At 65.4% G+C, this 15,771-nt stretch carries 15 protein-coding genes; 4 read left to right on the top strand and 11 right to left on the bottom strand.

What is annotated here, in order from left to right:
• Nucleotides 1–234: 234 nt before the first annotated feature.
• On the top strand, nucleotides 235–1,518 hold the full coding sequence (locus tag Spa11_RS18310; RefSeq protein ID WP_145114932.1) for a citrate synthase: 1,284 nt from the start codon (nucleotides 235–237) through the stop codon (nucleotides 1,516–1,518).
• Nucleotides 1,519–1,849: 331 nt separating this feature from the next.
• On the opposite strand, the gene Spa11_RS18305 is transcribed toward Spa11_RS18310, so the two are convergent.
• Both Spa11_RS18305 and Spa11_RS18300 read right to left on the bottom strand, forming a co-directional pair.
• Complete coding sequence (locus Spa11_RS18305; protein ID WP_145114928.1) at nucleotides 1,850–2,347, bottom strand: c-type heme family protein; 498 nt, start codon at nucleotides 2,345–2,347, stop codon at nucleotides 1,850–1,852.
• A gap of 11 nt (nucleotides 2,348–2,358) precedes the next feature.
• Nucleotides 2,359–2,796 carry an RrF2 family transcriptional regulator gene (locus Spa11_RS18300; protein WP_145114925.1) on the bottom strand — a complete coding sequence of 146 codons (438 nt, stop codon included), beginning with the start codon at nucleotides 2,794–2,796 and terminating at the stop codon, nucleotides 2,359–2,361.
• A gap of 60 nt (nucleotides 2,797–2,856) precedes the next feature.
• Between Spa11_RS18300 and Spa11_RS18295 the strand changes: the two genes are divergently transcribed.
• Nucleotides 2,857–4,698 carry a DUF885 domain-containing protein gene (locus Spa11_RS18295; RefSeq protein WP_197529495.1) on the top strand — a complete coding sequence of 614 codons (1,842 nt, stop codon included), beginning with the start codon at nucleotides 2,857–2,859 and terminating at the stop codon, nucleotides 4,696–4,698.
• A 52-nt stretch (nucleotides 4,699–4,750) separates the two neighbouring features.
• On the opposite strand, the gene Spa11_RS18290 is transcribed toward Spa11_RS18295, so the two are convergent.
• The gene (locus Spa11_RS18290) at nucleotides 4,751–5,509 is read right to left on the bottom strand and encodes a hypothetical protein (protein WP_145114923.1); all 759 of its coding nucleotides are present in this window, start codon (nucleotides 5,507–5,509) and stop codon (nucleotides 4,751–4,753) included.
• A gap of 135 nt (nucleotides 5,510–5,644) precedes the next feature.
• Here Spa11_RS18290 and Spa11_RS18285 point away from each other — a divergent pair, with 135 nt between their 5' ends.
• Nucleotides 5,645–6,940 (top strand): glycosyltransferase, encoded by a 1,296-nt coding sequence (locus tag Spa11_RS18285; protein WP_145114920.1) that lies wholly within the window; start codon nucleotides 5,645–5,647, stop codon nucleotides 6,938–6,940.
• A gap of 85 nt (nucleotides 6,941–7,025) precedes the next feature.
• Here Spa11_RS18285 and Spa11_RS18280 read toward each other — a convergent pair whose 3' ends face one another.
• Nucleotides 7,026–7,763 (bottom strand): tetratricopeptide repeat protein, encoded by a 738-nt coding sequence (locus tag Spa11_RS18280; protein ID WP_145114917.1) that lies wholly within the window; start codon nucleotides 7,761–7,763, stop codon nucleotides 7,026–7,028.
• Between the two features lie 315 nt (nucleotides 7,764–8,078).
• Between Spa11_RS18280 and Spa11_RS23070 the strand changes: the two genes are divergently transcribed.
• Nucleotides 8,079–8,645 carry a hypothetical protein gene (locus Spa11_RS23070; protein WP_197529988.1) on the top strand — a complete coding sequence of 189 codons (567 nt, stop codon included), beginning with the start codon at nucleotides 8,079–8,081 and terminating at the stop codon, nucleotides 8,643–8,645.
• A gap of 325 nt (nucleotides 8,646–8,970) precedes the next feature.
• Here the strand turns inward: Spa11_RS23070 and Spa11_RS18270 are convergent, their stop codons facing one another.
• The 7 genes from Spa11_RS18270 to gcvPA form a co-directional block, all read right to left on the bottom strand.
• Entirely contained in the window at nucleotides 8,971–9,249 is a 279-nt protein-coding gene (locus Spa11_RS18270; RefSeq protein ID WP_145114914.1) for a hypothetical protein, read from the bottom strand.
• Between the two features lie 36 nt (nucleotides 9,250–9,285).
• Nucleotides 9,286–10,008, bottom strand: a complete 723-nt coding sequence (locus Spa11_RS18265) for an FHA domain-containing protein (RefSeq protein WP_145114911.1) — start codon at nucleotides 10,006–10,008, stop codon at nucleotides 9,286–9,288.
• A gap of 415 nt (nucleotides 10,009–10,423) precedes the next feature.
• Nucleotides 10,424–11,263, bottom strand: a complete 840-nt coding sequence (locus Spa11_RS18260; RefSeq protein ID WP_145114908.1) for a lipoate--protein ligase family protein — start codon at nucleotides 11,261–11,263, stop codon at nucleotides 10,424–10,426.
• A 93-nt stretch (nucleotides 11,264–11,356) separates the two neighbouring features.
• Nucleotides 11,357–11,569 carry a hypothetical protein gene (locus Spa11_RS18255; protein ID WP_145114906.1) on the bottom strand — a complete coding sequence of 71 codons (213 nt, stop codon included), beginning with the start codon at nucleotides 11,567–11,569 and terminating at the stop codon, nucleotides 11,357–11,359.
• A 165-nt stretch (nucleotides 11,570–11,734) separates the two neighbouring features.
• Nucleotides 11,735–13,201, bottom strand: a complete 1,467-nt coding sequence (gene gcvPB, locus Spa11_RS18250) for an aminomethyl-transferring glycine dehydrogenase subunit GcvPB (protein WP_145114903.1) — start codon at nucleotides 13,199–13,201, stop codon at nucleotides 11,735–11,737.
• Between the two features lie 295 nt (nucleotides 13,202–13,496).
• Nucleotides 13,497–14,102: a DUF1877 family protein gene (locus Spa11_RS18245; RefSeq protein ID WP_145114900.1), complete on the bottom strand. Its 606-nt coding sequence runs from the start codon at nucleotides 14,100–14,102 to the stop codon at nucleotides 13,497–13,499.
• Between the two features lie 218 nt (nucleotides 14,103–14,320).
• The gene (gene gcvPA / locus Spa11_RS18240; RefSeq protein WP_145114897.1) at nucleotides 14,321–15,745 is read right to left on the bottom strand and encodes an aminomethyl-transferring glycine dehydrogenase subunit GcvPA; all 1,425 of its coding nucleotides are present in this window, start codon (nucleotides 15,743–15,745) and stop codon (nucleotides 14,321–14,323) included.
• Nucleotides 15,746–15,771: the final 26 nt, after the last annotated feature.

The raw sequence follows: 15,771 nt of genomic DNA, 5'->3' as shown, positions 1-15,771 counted from the left end.
AGCCTTGCCACTTGGCTACCACGTCCGAGGGCCCCGCTCCGAGTTGCGCCGGAAATAGCGGGGCCCTCACTTTTTTCCCGCCGGCGCGGCGTAGGATCGGGAGTTGCCGCCGATTGGCAGCCCCAACCGAGGCCGGTAGACTGCGGTCTCGCCCCTTCGACGGTCTCGTCATTCGAGGGGGCGGCCGCGCACGCAAGCGCCCTTGTTGCACCCCAATTCGGAGAGAGGATGTCGATGGCCGACGCCAAGCTGACTGTTGGCGACAAGAACGTTTCGTTGCCGATGATTGTTGGCAGCGAGGACGAGGTCGGACTGGACGTCTCGAAGCTGCGCGCCGAGACCGGCGCGATCACTGTCGACGAGGGGTTCGTCAACACCGGCTCGACGCTCAGCGCGATCACCTTCCTCGACGGCGAGAAGGGGATCCTCCGCTACCGCGGCTACCCGATCGAGACGCTGGCCGAACACTGCGACTTCGTCGAGGTGTGCTACTTGCTGCTGCACGGCGAGCTGCCGACGGCGGACCAGATCGCCGCGTTCCGGACCGACCTCCGCCAGCACACGATGCTGCACGAGGACATGCGGAAGTTCTACGACGGCTTCCAGCACGACGCCCACCCGATGGCGATCCTCAGCTCGGTGATCCACGCGCTGTCGACGTTCTACGCCGACTCGCTCGACGTCACCGACGAGAAGGACGTGCAGCGCTGCACGATGCGGCTCTTGGCCAAGGCGCCGACCATCGCCGCCTACGCGCACAAGAAGTCGATCGGCCACCCGTTCGTCTACCCGAAGAACGACCAGGGCTACTGCGAGAACTTCCTGCACATGATGTTCTCGGTCCCGGCCGAGGATTACGTCGTCAACCCGATCCACGCCCAGGCGCTGAACCTGCTGCTGATCGTCCACGCCGACCACGAGCAGAACTGCTCCACCAGCACGGTGCGGATGGTCGGTTCGAGCGACGCGAACCTGTTCGCGTCGATCGCGGCGGGCGTCGCGGCATTGTCGGGCCCGCTGCACGGCGGCGCCAACGAGGCGTGCGTCTCGATGCTCGAGCGGATCCGCGAGGACGGTGGCGACGTCGACAAGTACGTCCGCATGGCCAAGGACAAGTCGAACGGCTTCCGCCTGATGGGCTTCGGCCACCGAGTCTACAAGAGCTTCGACCCGCGGGCGACGATCATCAAGAAGACCTGCCACGATTTGCTCGACTCGGGCCACATCGACGACCCGATCTTCGAGATCGCATTGAAGCTTGAAGAGGTCGCCCTCACCGACGAGTACTTCGTCGAGCGGCAGCTCTACCCGAACGTCGATTTCTACTCGGGCGTCATCTACCGCGCGCTGGGCATCCCGGTCGACATGTTCACGGTCCTCTTCGCGATGGGCCGCATGCCGGGCTGGATCGCCCATTGGCAAGAGATGCGTCAGAGCCCCGGCAAGCGCATCTACCGCCCGCGGCAGATTTACACCGGCCCGACCGAGCGCGAGTTCGTGCCGATGGAGAAGCGGTAGGGTCCGCTGGACGGACCGTGCGAACGACGTTGCCGTGCGACCAACGCCCCCGACCGTTTGCTGGGGAGCCGGAACGCGTCAGCGCCCGGAGTCGAAACACCGAGCGACTCAACCTTGGAGCAACTCGGGACGCTGACCAGCATCTGCATCCGAAGTCTCATCGGGCTTCGAAGAACCGGACGCTAAGACGTGCCGGCTGATCTTGCTGGCTAGCACGTCTTAGCCGCGGGGCCTTAGCCCCCGGTTCTTTGCCTCTCGAAAAGACTTTTCAAGTTGCTCCACGTGCGGGGTAACCCAACTCTCCGGTTCGCACAGCGGACCCTACGAAGGATCACTCGATCGGGATGCGGTAGCTCATCGCGCCGATGGCGGCGCCGGGCTTGGCGTCTTCGTAGTGGGGGTGGCACATCACGCACTTGGGCATCACGACGGGGATCGCCGTGGCGGCTTGGAGGTAGCGCTTGCCCTCTTCGGTGATCTCTTCGTCGTAATAGGCCTCGCCCTGCTTGAGCTGTTCAACGGCGCGGGTCTCGAAGCCTTCGGCGGGCGAGTTCTCGTCGTTGTAGGGTTCGCCGGTGACGTCGAGCAGCCGCACTTCGTGCCAGCCGTTCTTCTTCGCCGCCTCGAAGAGCTGCTTGAAGGCCACGCCCGCGGGGACATCCGAGTCCTCGGTCACGTAGTTCTTCGTGATCAGGACGATGCCGCCCTTGTAGAGATCATCGAGCATGCGGACCTGCTTGCGGGTGCGCTCGAGGGCGGCGTCTTCGGCGAGAGCCGGCCCGGCGACGGCGAGCAGTAACAGAGCAGCGGCAAAGCGATGGATCGACATGAGAGGGACGCCTATTCGGGTTCGAGAGGGAGGTTCGCCATCCCGCCGCGCCGTTGGTGGAGGCAGAGGTCCGCAACCGTCGTCCCCGCAAGCGTCTTGTAGAAGGCGTCTTCGGCGCGGATCAACAGTCGGCGGAGCCGGCAGCCGGGCTCCAGCGGGCAGGTTTCGGGATGGGTGACGCAGTCCAGCACCGTGTGACGCTGCTCGATCCGCTCGATCACCTCGCCGACGTCGATCTCGTCCGGCGGCATGGCCAACGAGACGCCGCCGCCGCGGCCGGGCGTGGTCCGCACGTACCCCAGCTTGGCGAGCAGTTGGATCACCTTCACGAGGTGGTCTTTCGAGATGACGAACTGATTGGCGATGTCCTCGGCGCGGGCCGACCGGCCCGTGTACCCGAGGTACATCAGCGTGCGCAGCGCGTAGTCGGTTTGGATGCGTAGCTTCATGGGTGAAACTGGAGTGAAATTTACCAGATAAATAGCGGGCGGTGAAAAGGTGGCGCCAGAATGCTACTTTGGCAAGGCGCCCGTCTTGCTAACGCCGCCGCCCACGGCGGCATGAGTCTCTCCCCGAGTCGCAACGTCATGCTCAAGAAGACCCTCGCCCTGCTGTTCGTGATCGCCCTCTCGACCGCCGCGCTGGCCGGGCCGAGCGAATCGCTCGAGAAATTGCTCGACGACGTTTGGCAGTGGCGGATGCAAGAGTGGCCGCAGTACGCGACACGCACGGGCGACCACCGCTACAACGACCGCCTTGGCAAAGTCTCGCTCGCCGACGCCGACCGTGCGGCGAAGCAAGACGCCGAGTTCCTCGAGCAACTGCGGGCCATCGACCGCGACGCGCTCTCTAAGGAGTTGCGACTCGAGCGCGACCTGCTCGAACGAGAGCTGACCGACTCGCTCGCCGATTACGCCGCGGGTCAGCATCTACTGCCGATCAACAACCGCAGCGGCTTCCACATCCAGTTCCCGGAGCTCCCGGACTGGTCGCCGTTCGACACGGTCAAGGACTACGAGAACTACATCGCGCGGCTGAGAGCGTTCGCCGCTTACACCGACGGCCACATCGAGCTGATGCGCGAAGGGGTCCAGCGCGGCCTGACCGTACCGGCCATCATCATGGAAGGGTACGAGTCGTCGATCGACTCGCATGTCGTCGATGATCCAACCGAGAGCCTGCTTTACAAACCGTTCAAGAAGTTTGCGGTCGGCGTTCCCGAGTCGGAGCACGAGCGCCTGCGCCGCGAGGCGCGCGAGGCGATCGCGCAGTCGGTCGTCCCGGCGTATCGGCGGTTCGGCGTCTTCATGGCGGACGAGTACGTCCCCAACTGCCGGTCGTCGATCGGCGCGTCGGCGCTGCCGGGTGGGAGGGACTTCTACCGCCACTGTGTCCGCAAGTTCACGACGCTCGACATGACGCCCGAAGAGGTGCACCGCGTGGGCCTGGCTGAGGTGGCGCGGATCCGACGAGAGATGGAGGACATCATCGACCGTAGCGGCTTCGAGACCGACGAGGAGGATCGCTTTGCCGCGTTCGTCGAGCACCTCCGCACCAGCCCGCAGTTCTACGCCGAGACCGACACAGAGCTGATGGCCTACACGGCGGCGATCCTCAAGCGGATCGACGGCGAGCTGCCTTCGCTGTTCGGCCGGCTGCCGCGGATGCCGTATGGCCTGAAGCCGGTGCCGGACTACATCGCGCCGAAGACGACGTTCGCCTACTACCAGAGCCCGCAAGGCGACGGCACGGTGGCGGGCTTCTTCTTCCTCAACACGTACGACCTCAAGGCGCGGCCCAAGTACATGATCGAGGCGCTGTCGATGCACGAGGCGGTGCCGGGGCATCACTTGCAGATCGCGCTGCAGCAAGAGCTCGATGGGCTCTCGCCGCTCCGCAAGTACGGCGGCTTCACGGCGTTCGTCGAGGGCTGGGCCCTGTATGCCGAGCGGCTCGGGCTGGAAGCGGGCTTCTACGAAGACCCGTACAGCGACTTCGGGCGGCTGACGATGGAGATATGGCGTGCGGCGCGACTCGTCGTCGATACCGGTATGCACTACAAGGGATGGAGCCGCCAGCAAGCGATCGACTACATGGCCGACAACTCGGCGATGTCGCTGCACGAGATCCGTTCGGAGGTCGATCGCTATATCGGCTGGCCGGGCCAAGCGCTGGCGTACAAGACGGGCGAGCTGAAGATCCGCGAGCTCCGCGAACTGGCGGAAGAGAAGCTCGGCGATCGCTTCGACGTCCGCGCGTTCCATGACGCGGTGCTGGTGAACGGCGCCGTGCCGCTGGTGACGCTCGAGGAGTTGATCCGTGAGTGGATTGATGAGCAAGCGGCTCTGTAGGAGGCGTCTCTAGGCGCCGATGACGCGCACGCTTCCGGCTCTCCTCGCTGCGCTAGAGGACAAACGACACGACGGTCAGCAGGCAGAAGCCCACGAGTGACAGCCAGAACGCCAGCACTAGCGGTCGGGGCACGTCGATCTCGGCGGCTTGCAGCGCGAGGCCGGTGATCGCCACCGCGCCGAGCGCCGCGGCGCCCTTGAGCGGCGACTCGGTGAACGCCAGCAGGGCGATGACAACGGTCGCCACGGCGGCGGCGAGGAGAAACTCGCCCAGGCCGAAGCGGAAGTACTCACGCAGCACTTCAGCGGGGCTGGGCATCGATCGGCTGGGGATCGGGATATCGTCCTCGTCGTCCTCAATATTGTCGCCTTCGACCCCCGACACGCGCCGCGCTTGACGCAGCTGGGCTTCGCGGAGAGCGACGAGCTCGGCGCGGCGCTTGCTCTCTTGGTAGCCCAGCCAGGCGTGGAGCGAGCCGAGCACCACCAGCGAGAGGCAGATAAACGCGGCGAACGTCGCCCCGTTGAAGAAGCCCATGGCGCCGAGCCCCAAGAGCACGGCGACCACAGTCGTTGCGATCAACAAGTGGCGGATGCTGAGGCGTCCCTTGATCGACTCGAACGCGGCGTCGAAGTCGTCGCGGCGGTTCATCTCGCGGTAGATCGAATCGACGTCGATCGCCTGCTCGGCGCGCTTCAGTTCTTCTCGCGCTCGCCGTGCTTGGCCCGCGATGACTTCTTCGTCGGCGGGTTCGACCTCGTACTCGAAGTCGTCGTCCTCTTCCGGCGGCGTTGTGGGGGGCGTTGGCATACGGCCATTCTCCGCTGGAGTGGTTCTATCTACAAGTTGGAACCGCCAGGACGCCAGGAGCGCCAAGGAACGCCAGGACCCGTCGATCTTGGCGATCCCTGGCGCTCTTGGCGTCTTGGCGGTTACAGTAGTCCGATGCACTGCCTGCTGACCGCGTTGGGGAGTTATGGCGACGTTTACCCGATGATCGGGCTCGGGGCGGCGCTGCGCGGGCGCGGGCATGACGTGACGCTGGTCACGAATCCGCACTTTGCGAGCGATGTCGCCGCGGCGGGGCTCGATCTGGTCGAGCTGGCCACGGCCGAAGAGTACGACCGGCTGACGCTGACGCGTGGCCTGTGGGGCGCGCGGTCGGGGCTGGCGGTCGTCTTTCGTGAGGCGGCGATCGGCTTGCTTCAGCGGCTCGACGGGGTGGTCCGCGCGAAGTCGCGCCCCGGCGAGACGCTGCTGGTGGCCCACGGGCTCGACCTGGCGAGCCGTGTCGCGGCCGAAGAGCTTGGCATGCCGGCCGTGTCGGTGGTCTACGCGCCGATGGCGCTGTGGAGCGACGAGACGCCGCCGCGGATGCCGGCCGGGTTCGCGCCGCCGGGGGCGCCGCGGTGGCTGCACAAGCTGCAGTTCGCGCTGGGTGACCGGACGTTTGTCGGCTCGATCGTGATGAAGCCGCTCAACGAGTTCCGCGCGTCGCACGGCCTGCCCCCGATCCGTGGGAGCTTCCTCGACTGGTATTACGGCGTCGCGCCGGCGCTGTGCCTGTTCCCCGATTGGTTCGCGTCGCCCGACGGCGAGGCGCCGGGCGACTGGCCTCACGGCACGGTAACGACGGGCTTTCCGCTCGGCGATGGCGCCGGGGGACGCGATGACGAACCGCTCAGCGACGCGCTCAACGCGTTTCTCGACGCGGACGACCCGCCGATCGTGTTCACGCCGGGGTCGGGGATGCGTTTCGGGCACAAGTTCTTTGAAGTCGCGATCGATGCCTGCCAGCGCTTGGGCCGGCGCGGCGTGTTGCTGACGAAGTACGCGGATCAATTGCCAGCACGATTGCCCTCAAGCATCATCGCGCCAGGCTTTACGCCGCTCGCGCAACTTCTGGAGCGGTCGGCCGCGTTCGTCCACCACGGCGGCGTCGGCAGCTCGGCCCGCGGCCTCGCGGCGGGCGTGCCGCAACTGGTGCAACCCAAGGCGTTCGATCAGTTCGACAACGCTTGGCGACTGCGACGGCTGGGCGTCGCGGAAGAGCTGACGACGTCGCGGTTCAAAGGGCGCCGCGTTGCGGAACGATTGGAGCGGTTGCTCACGTCATCGAAGGTCACCCAAGCCGTGAAACACTGGCAAGCGAAATGCGACTCGCAGGAAGCGTTGCGGCTCGCTTGTGAGGAGTTGGAGCGGCGGTTCGAGTCGTTTGGCGGTTCGACCCGCGGACCGTAGGGGCCGCTGTGCGGACCGTAGAAGGCGGCTTGAAGCCAACTCATCGCGGCCAATCAATCGAACGGTCCGCACAGCGGACCCTACCTTAGTACCGCGCTGGGCCCGAGGGCGCTTGCCACTGGTTGGCCATCCGCGTGCCGCCGGCGCCGGTGGCGAGGGTCGCGGCGGAGCCGCCAGCGGATTGGAGCGTGGCGACGCGCGCCGCGACTTGGGGCTGGTGACGGTTCACGTCGAGCGAACGCTGGTAGTTCTGGAGCGCCTGCAGGTGATCGCCTGCCTCGTCGCGGAGGCGGCCTAGGGCGGCCAGGGCGCGGGCGTCGCTGGGGTTGATCGTGAGGGCTTGGACGAGCTGCTGCTCGGCGTCCTGCGGGCGTGAGCTCTCTTCGAGCAGGCGGGCGAGCTCGATGTGGGGGTTCGGGTTCTGCGGGCTGGCGACGGCCCAGTTGTTCAACAAGCGGTACGACGCGTCGCGGCGGCCGGTCTCGTTGAGCAGCACGGCGAGGCCGCGGTAGCACTCGACGTGGTCGGGCGAGCGTTCGAGGGCCTGGTTGTAGAGGACCTCGGCCTGCTTGAGGTCGTCGGGGCGGTTGAACCGGACGCCCGACTGGTGCATCGCGGCGGCGAGGTTGTAGTAGCCGTCGCCGAGGTCGGGCCGCTTGGCGATCGCCTCTTGGAACTTGCCGGCAGCCTGCTGGTAGGCGCCCTGCTTGTAGTAGGCGACGCCCTCGGCGTTGAGCGTCTGGTGCTGCACCGAGTTGCAGCCAGCCAGGGCCAACGCCAGCAGGGCGGCCAGGGGCGTCAGCTTGTGGGTCGGTTGCGGCATGCCGAGTCTCGCGGTCGTCGCGGCGGCGGGGTGGTGCGGGTTGTGCCGGTAGGCGGGGAGGACCGTACCAGTCGGGACCGGTCACCGCAACACGAACGTGCGCGTGGCGCCGGTGTGAGTGGTACGAGTTGACTGGCCGGAAAAATCGCCCGATCGCGTTTGTTTACGCAGAGCGGAAATCTTTCCTAGCCGTTGCGTTTTGACAACACGTTCCGTCGATGCTAGCTCCTGTCCCCCAATGCGACGCCGGTCAGCCCTCCCCTGTGACCGACGCCCGTCCTGAAAGCTAACCCGCCGAGCCGAGGAAACCCCGCCGTGGCCCAGACCAAGACCGCTCCTTCGAAGGCTTCCAGCAAGACCCGCACCACGAAGGCCGGCGCCAAGCCCGCCGCGAAGAAGTCCGCGAAGGCTCCCGCTAAGTCCGCTAAGAAGCCCGCCGCCGCTTCCAAGTCCAAGCCAAAGGCAAAGGCCGGCGCCGAGGAGGTGACGCTCGACCGTCGCCGCGTCGCCGCCGACCGTCGCGCCGAAGAGGTCGCCGCCACGCAGCCCGTCGAGGCGCCCAAGCCGAAGCTCGAGCGTCGTGAGAAGGTGAACCGTCGCCGTCAGATCGACCCGACGACCTGCGAGCGCGACTACAGCGACGCCGAAGTCGATTTCATGAACGCCCTGGACGCCTACAAGCGTCGCAGCGGCCGGATGTTCCCCACGTGCAGCGAGGTGCTCGAGGTCATCCGCGACATGGGCTACGTGCAGCTGTCGCCGGCCGAGCTGGCGGCCCTGAAGGCGAACCGGGGCGAGTCGAGTGAGCCGTCGATCGAGGACGCCGCTGAGGCCGAGGCGCTCGAGGCGCTGGCCGAGTCGGACGAGATGTTTGGGGAGTGAGAATCAGGCGAAGGGGCTCCGAACCTCCATGGGAGCGGGGCCCCTCTCGCTTTTTGAGCTTCCCTTTGCCGCAGGTCTCGCGCAGAGACGCGGAGTCGCAGAGCTGGGTGCCATCAAGACTCGCGCAAAGGCGCGAAGTTGCAAAGATAAGCACTCCTGCGCGGTCGTTTGCGGTCACGTTCCTTCTTCCAACTCTTTTCTTCGCGGCTTTGCGTGAGTCTTCATTGCCTACCCTCTGCGTCTCCGCGTCTCTGCGCGAGACGTCGTCAAGTTGCGATAGGGGTCAGCGCGAGGCTAGAAGCACTATGGCTAAGCCGAGCAAGCTCTAGCTCGAAGCCTCGCCAATCAAATCCCGCAGCTCTTCGGGCGAGGCGTCGCGGATGCGCTTGCCGCGGTCGCCGAGCTTCTCGGTAACCTTGATCATGGTCTCTTGCATCCGTGAGTGGGTCTCTTCGGACCCGCCGGCGAGGAGGAAGTCCTGGCCGCGTGTGAGGCGCTTGTGGCCGTCGGTCGCGTCGAGGCCGACACCGAGAACGCCCGCCACCTGCGGCGTCACGTCTTTCTGTTCGGTGGGTTTCTTCTTGCGGGGGCCGTTCGACTTCATACGTTGAGCGCGTCTAATTCCTATCGCGGCAGGGTCCTAGCGACGCCGGGCCATATCGCGGAGGACCTGCATGGCCGCTTCGCGGCTGTCTTTGGCCTGCGGCTTGTGGGGTTGGAAGGGGAGTTTGCCGGGCCCCTTCTTTTTCTTCTTGTCGTCGCCTTCGGCTTCGGGCTCTTCAGCCGCGTCCTCAGCGGACTCCTCGGCAGACTTGGCTTCTTCGGGAGAGAGCTCCTTGGTCGGCGTTTCGGCGGCGATCTTGTCGGCGGTCTCCTGCGAGATGCGGGTCTCGTCGGACTTCATCATCAGCGTCTCGCCGATGGCGGGCGCCGCGCCGGTGGGGACCTCGCCGGCGATCAACCAGTCGCTGATGTCGTCTTCGAAGTTCTGGGGCTCTTTGGTGGCCTTCGCCGCGGTACGCGCGACGGCTTCTCCGACGCTCTTCACCTTCGGCGCCTTGGCTTGCTTGAGCTCGCCCTCGGCTTCGTAGCGGAACTCGAGCGGGCCGATCCGCAGCTTGTCACCGTTGGAGAGCGTCTTGACGCCTTCGATCTTCTCGTCGTTGACGTAGGTGCCGTTGCGGCTCCCCATGTCGCGGACGGTGACGCCCGACTCGGTCACGAGCAGCTCGCAATGGTTGCGGCTGATCGCTTCACTCCCTGCCCGCAGGGTGCAGTCCTTGCCCCGGCCGATGATAAATCGGTCTTTCTTGATCGGGACTGCCGCGCCCGTCTTGGCTCCAGCTAGCACCACCAACTTCATGTCGTGATTCCTCCAGTTCGAACACGCACGGCGGGCTGGGAGTCAGAGGAGGGCCTTGCGGCGGACTCTCAGCGAATAGTGCGGAGGTTCGGTCAACCGGCGCCTTACATGGCGACGGCTCGTTGGCATCGGGGGGTTCACCTCATCTCGTGTCGGCCACACGGTTCCGGCGTGTGGCCCGGTTCCCCGGTCCCTGGGAGGGGCCGGCACTGTTCCTCTCAACACCTATTTGTACGTAGCGACAGCAGCGATGGCTCGCGTCTGGCGAGGATTGCGGCAGAACCTACCGCCGGCACGCCCCCCGAGAGAGGGCTGCCGTGACGAGAAGTTTCCACCCAATTCCCAGCATAGCAGGAATGCTGCCTCTGTTAGCAAGCCGGGGACAGTGATTCTGCGTCGGTTTCTCTCGGTTTTTTTAGTGCCGCCGTAGCCAGGCATCGGCGCCGTACTTGTCCGCAACGATCCGCCGGGCAGTCGCGGCTTCGGTTGGCCGCAAGACTCCCAGCTGGCAGCTAAGGTCGAGGGCGACTTCCAGGCGCCCGGCTAGCACGGGCGCCAGCTCCGCCGGATTGACGGCGAGGACGCCCAACTCGGCCAGCCCAGGCAGTTCTGGCGCCGCGGGCGACTGGGCCAGCAGGACGCCGCCGTGTTGCAGCAGGGCCCCGCGGCGCTTCCGCTGGGCGCTGCCACAGACCTTGTATCGGCCCCGGATGGCCCCCGCCGCCATAGCACTGGGGCGGGGTTCGCCTATCGCGTCCTCCTGGGACTCCTGTTGGTCCGGGAAGGGGCCTTCCACCAGCAGGTCGCCGTCCGCCCGCCGCTGGAAGCAGAGGAAGGGCTCCCGTTCGGGCCGGGGCTGCTTCTCGGGGTCGCAGAGCGACAACCGCGAGGCGTCGCCCCCCAGTTCCGCGACCGCCGCGATCACTGCCTTGTGCGCCTGGCAGTAGAGGCTTCGCGTATCGACGCCCGTCAGCGCCGTCGCCGGTAGCGCGAGCGAGTAGGTCAACTCACGGTCATGCACCAGCGCCCCACCACCGCTCGACCGCCGCACGCACGGCAGGGCGGCGCTCGCGGCGTGCGACTCTCGCTCGGCGTACTTTTGGAAGTACCCTAGCGAGAGGGTGGGACGCCACTGATACAGCCGCAAGGTGGCCACGCCCTCGGCCACGGCGCTCTCAACGAGCGCCTCATCGACCGCCATGTTCCAGGCGCCGTCAGCGGGCTCGTCGATGATCAACCGGCAGTTGAGGGGCATCGTTTGAAGTCTCGCGCAGAGACGCGGAGACGCAGAGGGGGCGGGTATTAAGACTCACGCAAAGGCGCTAGGACGCAAAGGTGGGCAGCAGAGTCAGTTGACGCGTTCCAGGCCGTCATCGTTCAGCACGATGGTATGAGAGCCTTCTAAGTGCTCACAGTTCGGCTCGAACCAATCGGACCAAGGGTAGTCGATGCCGTCGATTGTGTCGTAGTGGTCTACAACCAGCACATGCTTGTGTTCGACCATCCACTCGTAGAGCCGACGAGTTTCTTCGGGAACGTACCCAACCAGTGTGGAGGGCATACGGAAAAATCGAACACGATCTCCCGGCTTCAGCTTCTTCCAAAGTTCAGGGTCTTCCTCCATATCCTTCGCGCCTTAGCGCCTTTGCGTGAGTTCACCGACCACTAACGTGGCCGGCTCGCCTACAGCACTTTGCGTCTCCGCGTCTCTGCGCGAGAATAATCGCTACCCGCAGTGGCAGAGCGTCGGCTGGCGGGCGGCGGTGACTTCGTCGGGGCGGCTAATCGCCGTGGTGTGGGGCGCTTCGTGGAGCAGCTCGGGCGACTCTTCGGTGATGCGGAAGAGGGTCTCGGCGAAGGCGTCGAGCGTCTCTTTGCTCTCGGTCTCGGTTGGCTCGCACATCAGCGCCTCGGGCACCGTCTGCGGGAAGTAGATCGTCGGGGCGTGGTAGCCGAAGTCGAGGAGCCGCTTGGCGATGTCCATCGCCGTGACGCCGCGCTCGGTCTTGAGCTTCTTCGCCGAGGCGACGAACTCGTGCATACAACGCTCGCCCTGCGGCACCGGCAAGAAGTGCTTCACCCGGCTCAGCAAGTAGTTGGCGTTCAGCACCGCCTGCTCGCTGACACGCCGCAGACCGTCGGGACCGTGCGAACGGATGTAACAATAAGCACGCACTAGCACGCCGACGTTGCCGAAGAACGACCGCACACGACCGATCGACTTGGTGGACGAATAATCGAGGTAGTATTCCGCACCCTCCGAAGCTGACCGCTTAGCGACGACAGGAGCGGGCAAGTACGGCCGCAGCTTCTCCGCCACACAGATTGGGCCCGCGCCGGGGCCGCCGCCGCCGTGGGGGCCGCTGAAAGTCTTGTGCGGGTTGTAGTGCTGCATGTCGGCGCCGAAGTCACCGGGGCGCGAGATGCCGAGGATCGCGTTCATGTTGGCGCCGTCGAGATACATCAAGCCGCCGCGGGCGTGGACCTCGGCGGCGATCTCACCGATCTGCGGCTCGAAGACGCCGACCGTGTTCGGGTTGGTGATCATGAAGACGGCGATGTTGTCGTCGAGCTTCTTGCGGAAGTCCTCCATATCGACGGCGCCGGTGATCAGCGTCTTGACGGTCACCGTGTCGAAGCCCGCCATCGCGGCGCTGGCGGGGTTGGTGCCGTGGGCGTTGTCGGGGACGAGCACCTTCGTGCGGTGAGCCTGCCCGTTGTCCTTGAAGTAGGCGTGCGCTACCCAGAGAGCGGTGAGCTCGCCGTGCGCGCCGGCGGCGGGTTGGAGGCTGCACGCGGGGAGGCCGGAGATCTCGCAGAGGTACTCTTGCACCTTGTAGAGCAATTGCAGCATCCCCTGGATCGACTCTTCGGGTTGGTACGGGTGCAGGTCCACAATCCCCGGCAACGACGCGGCGCGCTCGTTCCGCTTGGGGTTGTGCTTCATCGTGCACGAGCCGAGCGGGTAGAAGTGCGTGTCTACCGACATGTTGAGCGTCGACAGATTGGTGAAGTGCCGCACGACCTGCGGCTCGGCCAGCTCCGGCAACTCCGGCGTCGACGCCGCGAGCGATGCGGCCGGCAACAGCTCCGCTACCGGCTTAACGGGCACGTCACAAGCCGGCAACCGCGTCGCGCGACGGCCGGGCTTGGAGATGTCGAACAGCAGCTGGGAGTCGTTGTGGTTACGCATAGTCGATTCTTTGAATGGAGATTGGGGGGATTTTGGTGATCGGGGGGATCGTAGCCGCCGCGGGAGAAGCCTTCGAGTCGGCTAGTGGCCCGGTGGGCAACGCGTTTCTCGTCTCCTGTAGGAGGCGTCTCCGACGCCGATTCCGGTATCCATGCCGTTTAATGATGGTGCGCGTAATCGGCGTCGGAGACGCCTCCTACAGGTTTGATTGGGTTGGCGATTCGGGTCGGCCCCATTGGTTGCCATCTCCCTTATCTCCAATTCATCCCCCTATCTCCTTCTCCTGATTGCGGTCTCAACTAAGTTGAATCACCACCCCTAGGTCTTCGGACCGGGTAGCGGCGATGAAGTCTTTTAGTTTGTTGTAGTACTGCTGGACGTAATCGACCTCTCCCGAGTCGCCCCAGTTGTCGGGGTAGACCTGGGCGGAAGCGAGCGCGTCGGCGTCGAAACGGGACTCGAGTTCGGACCACGGCGTTCGCTTGAGCAGGTCGTCGAAAGCGGCAACCTCAGCGGGCGAGGCGGCGCGTTCGTCGCCGTAACCGTGGTCGCTGCCGACGATGGGTTCACCCGCGCCGAGCAGGAAGCCCTCGGGCGGCGGCACTTGCCACTCGTCCCCTTCGCTCATGCTCTTCGGCTGGGTCAACAGCCACTGCAACGCGTGCCACGCCTTGTCGAGGTCGAGCCTCTCGCCATTGCGGGCGAGCTCCTTGGGCGCCTCGGGCAGTTCCATCGGCGGCGTGTACCCGCCCAAGAGACGTGTCAGCCAGACGACGAAGCCGGACGGCTTTGCCGGCTTGAAGTCGGGGTTCATCCAGAACACAACCGCCAACTCGGGCCGCTGGACCAACAAGTCGAGCGTCGCCGCGGGCGCCTGTTTGAGCGAGAGGATCATGCTCATGTTGGACGCCTTTGATTAACCACAGAGGCACGAAGGGCACGGAGGACGCACAGAGACGAATTCATTCGTAAGATTGTGGGAGGGGTCTCCAGACCCCGATTTCGGTATCCAGGCCGTTTGATAGTGGTGCGCGTAATCGGGGTCTGGAGACCCCTCCCACAGCTACCGACTTCTCAGTGCTTCCTTAGCGCTCTCTGTGCCTCAGTGGTTAACTCTTTCTAAGCAATTGACGCCGGCTCGAAGTGGGGCGATTTTGCTCGATTGCCGCCGTTAGGGTGGGCGGCGTTTTGGGTCAGGACTTCGACGAAGCGGTCGAGCTCTTCGCGGGTGCGTTTCTCGGTGACGCAGACCAGCAGGCAGTCGTCGAGCTCGGGGTCGAACTGACCGAGGGGGAGGCCGGCTAGGATGTCGTTGGCTAAGCCGCAAGCGATCAGGTCGTCGATCTTGTTTTGGCGGTCGCGGAGGACGAACTCTTTGAATGTTGGCGCGGCGAACGCCAATTCAAAACGGTCCGTTTCGACGAGGCGCTCGGCCAGGTAGCGGCTCTTCTGGAGGCACAAGTGCGCCGTCTCTTTGAGGCCCTCGGGGCCGAGCAACGAGAGGTACACCGTCGCCCGCAGCGCGAACAAGGCTTGGTTGCTGCAGACGTTGCTGGTCGCCTTGTCGCGGCGGATGTGCTGCTCACGGGTTTGCATCGTCAGCACAAAACAGCGCTTGCCGCGGCGGTCGGTTGTTTGGCCGACGATGCGGCCCGGCATGCGGCGGACGAGCGACTCGCGGCACGCCAGGATGCCGAGGAACGGCCCGCCGTACTGCATCGGCGTGCCGAGTGATTGGCCTTCGCAGACGGCGATGTCGGCGCCCTCACCAACGCCGACCCAATCGCCGGGCCGCTTCATGAGACCCAGACTGATCGGGTCGAACGCGGCGATCATCAGCGCGCCGGCGGCGTGCGTGATGCGGGTCGCTTCGTCGGCGTCTTCGACACAGCCGAAGAAGTTCGGTTGCTGGAGCACGACGCACGCCGTCTGGTCGTTGACGACCGAACGCAACTCGTCGAGATCGACCACGCCGTTCGGCGCGGCTACGGTGACGACCTCGGCGTCGAGGCACGAGACGTAGGTCGTGATCGTCTGGCGGTACTCGGGGTGAACGCTCGCCGGCAGGACGACGCGCGTGCGGCCTTTGCCCGAGGCGAGCGCCATCATCACCGCCTCGGCCGCGGCGCTGGCGCCGTCGTAGAGGCTGCAGTTGGAGACATCGAGCCCCGTCAGCCGTGTGATCAACGTCTGGTACTCGAACATCGCCTGCAGGTTGCCCTGCGCGACCTCGGCCTGATAAGGCGTGTAGCTGGTGTAGAACTCGCCGCGGCTGGCGATCGTGTCGACCACCGCCGGGATGAAGTGGTCGTACGTCCCGCCGCCCAGATACGACACCGCCCCCGACGCGGCGCCGACGTTCTTGCCGGCGAGTTCGCGCATGTGGCGGTCGAGCTCCATCTCCCCCATCGCCTGCGGCAGGTCGAGCGTCCGCTGCAACCGGAAGTCGGCGGGCACCTGCTCGAGCAGCTCTTCGATCGACGCCACGCCGATCGCCTGGAGCATCGCGGCGACGTCTTCTTCGGTGTTGTAAGTGAAAGGCATGTCGAAGTGGGAAGTAGGAAGTCGGA

The organism is Botrimarina mediterranea (genome assembly GCF_007753265.1).
Classification (GTDB): domain Bacteria; phylum Planctomycetota; class Planctomycetia; order Pirellulales; family Lacipirellulaceae; genus Botrimarina; species Botrimarina mediterranea.
This window is presented reverse-complemented; position numbering and strand designations above follow the sequence as displayed.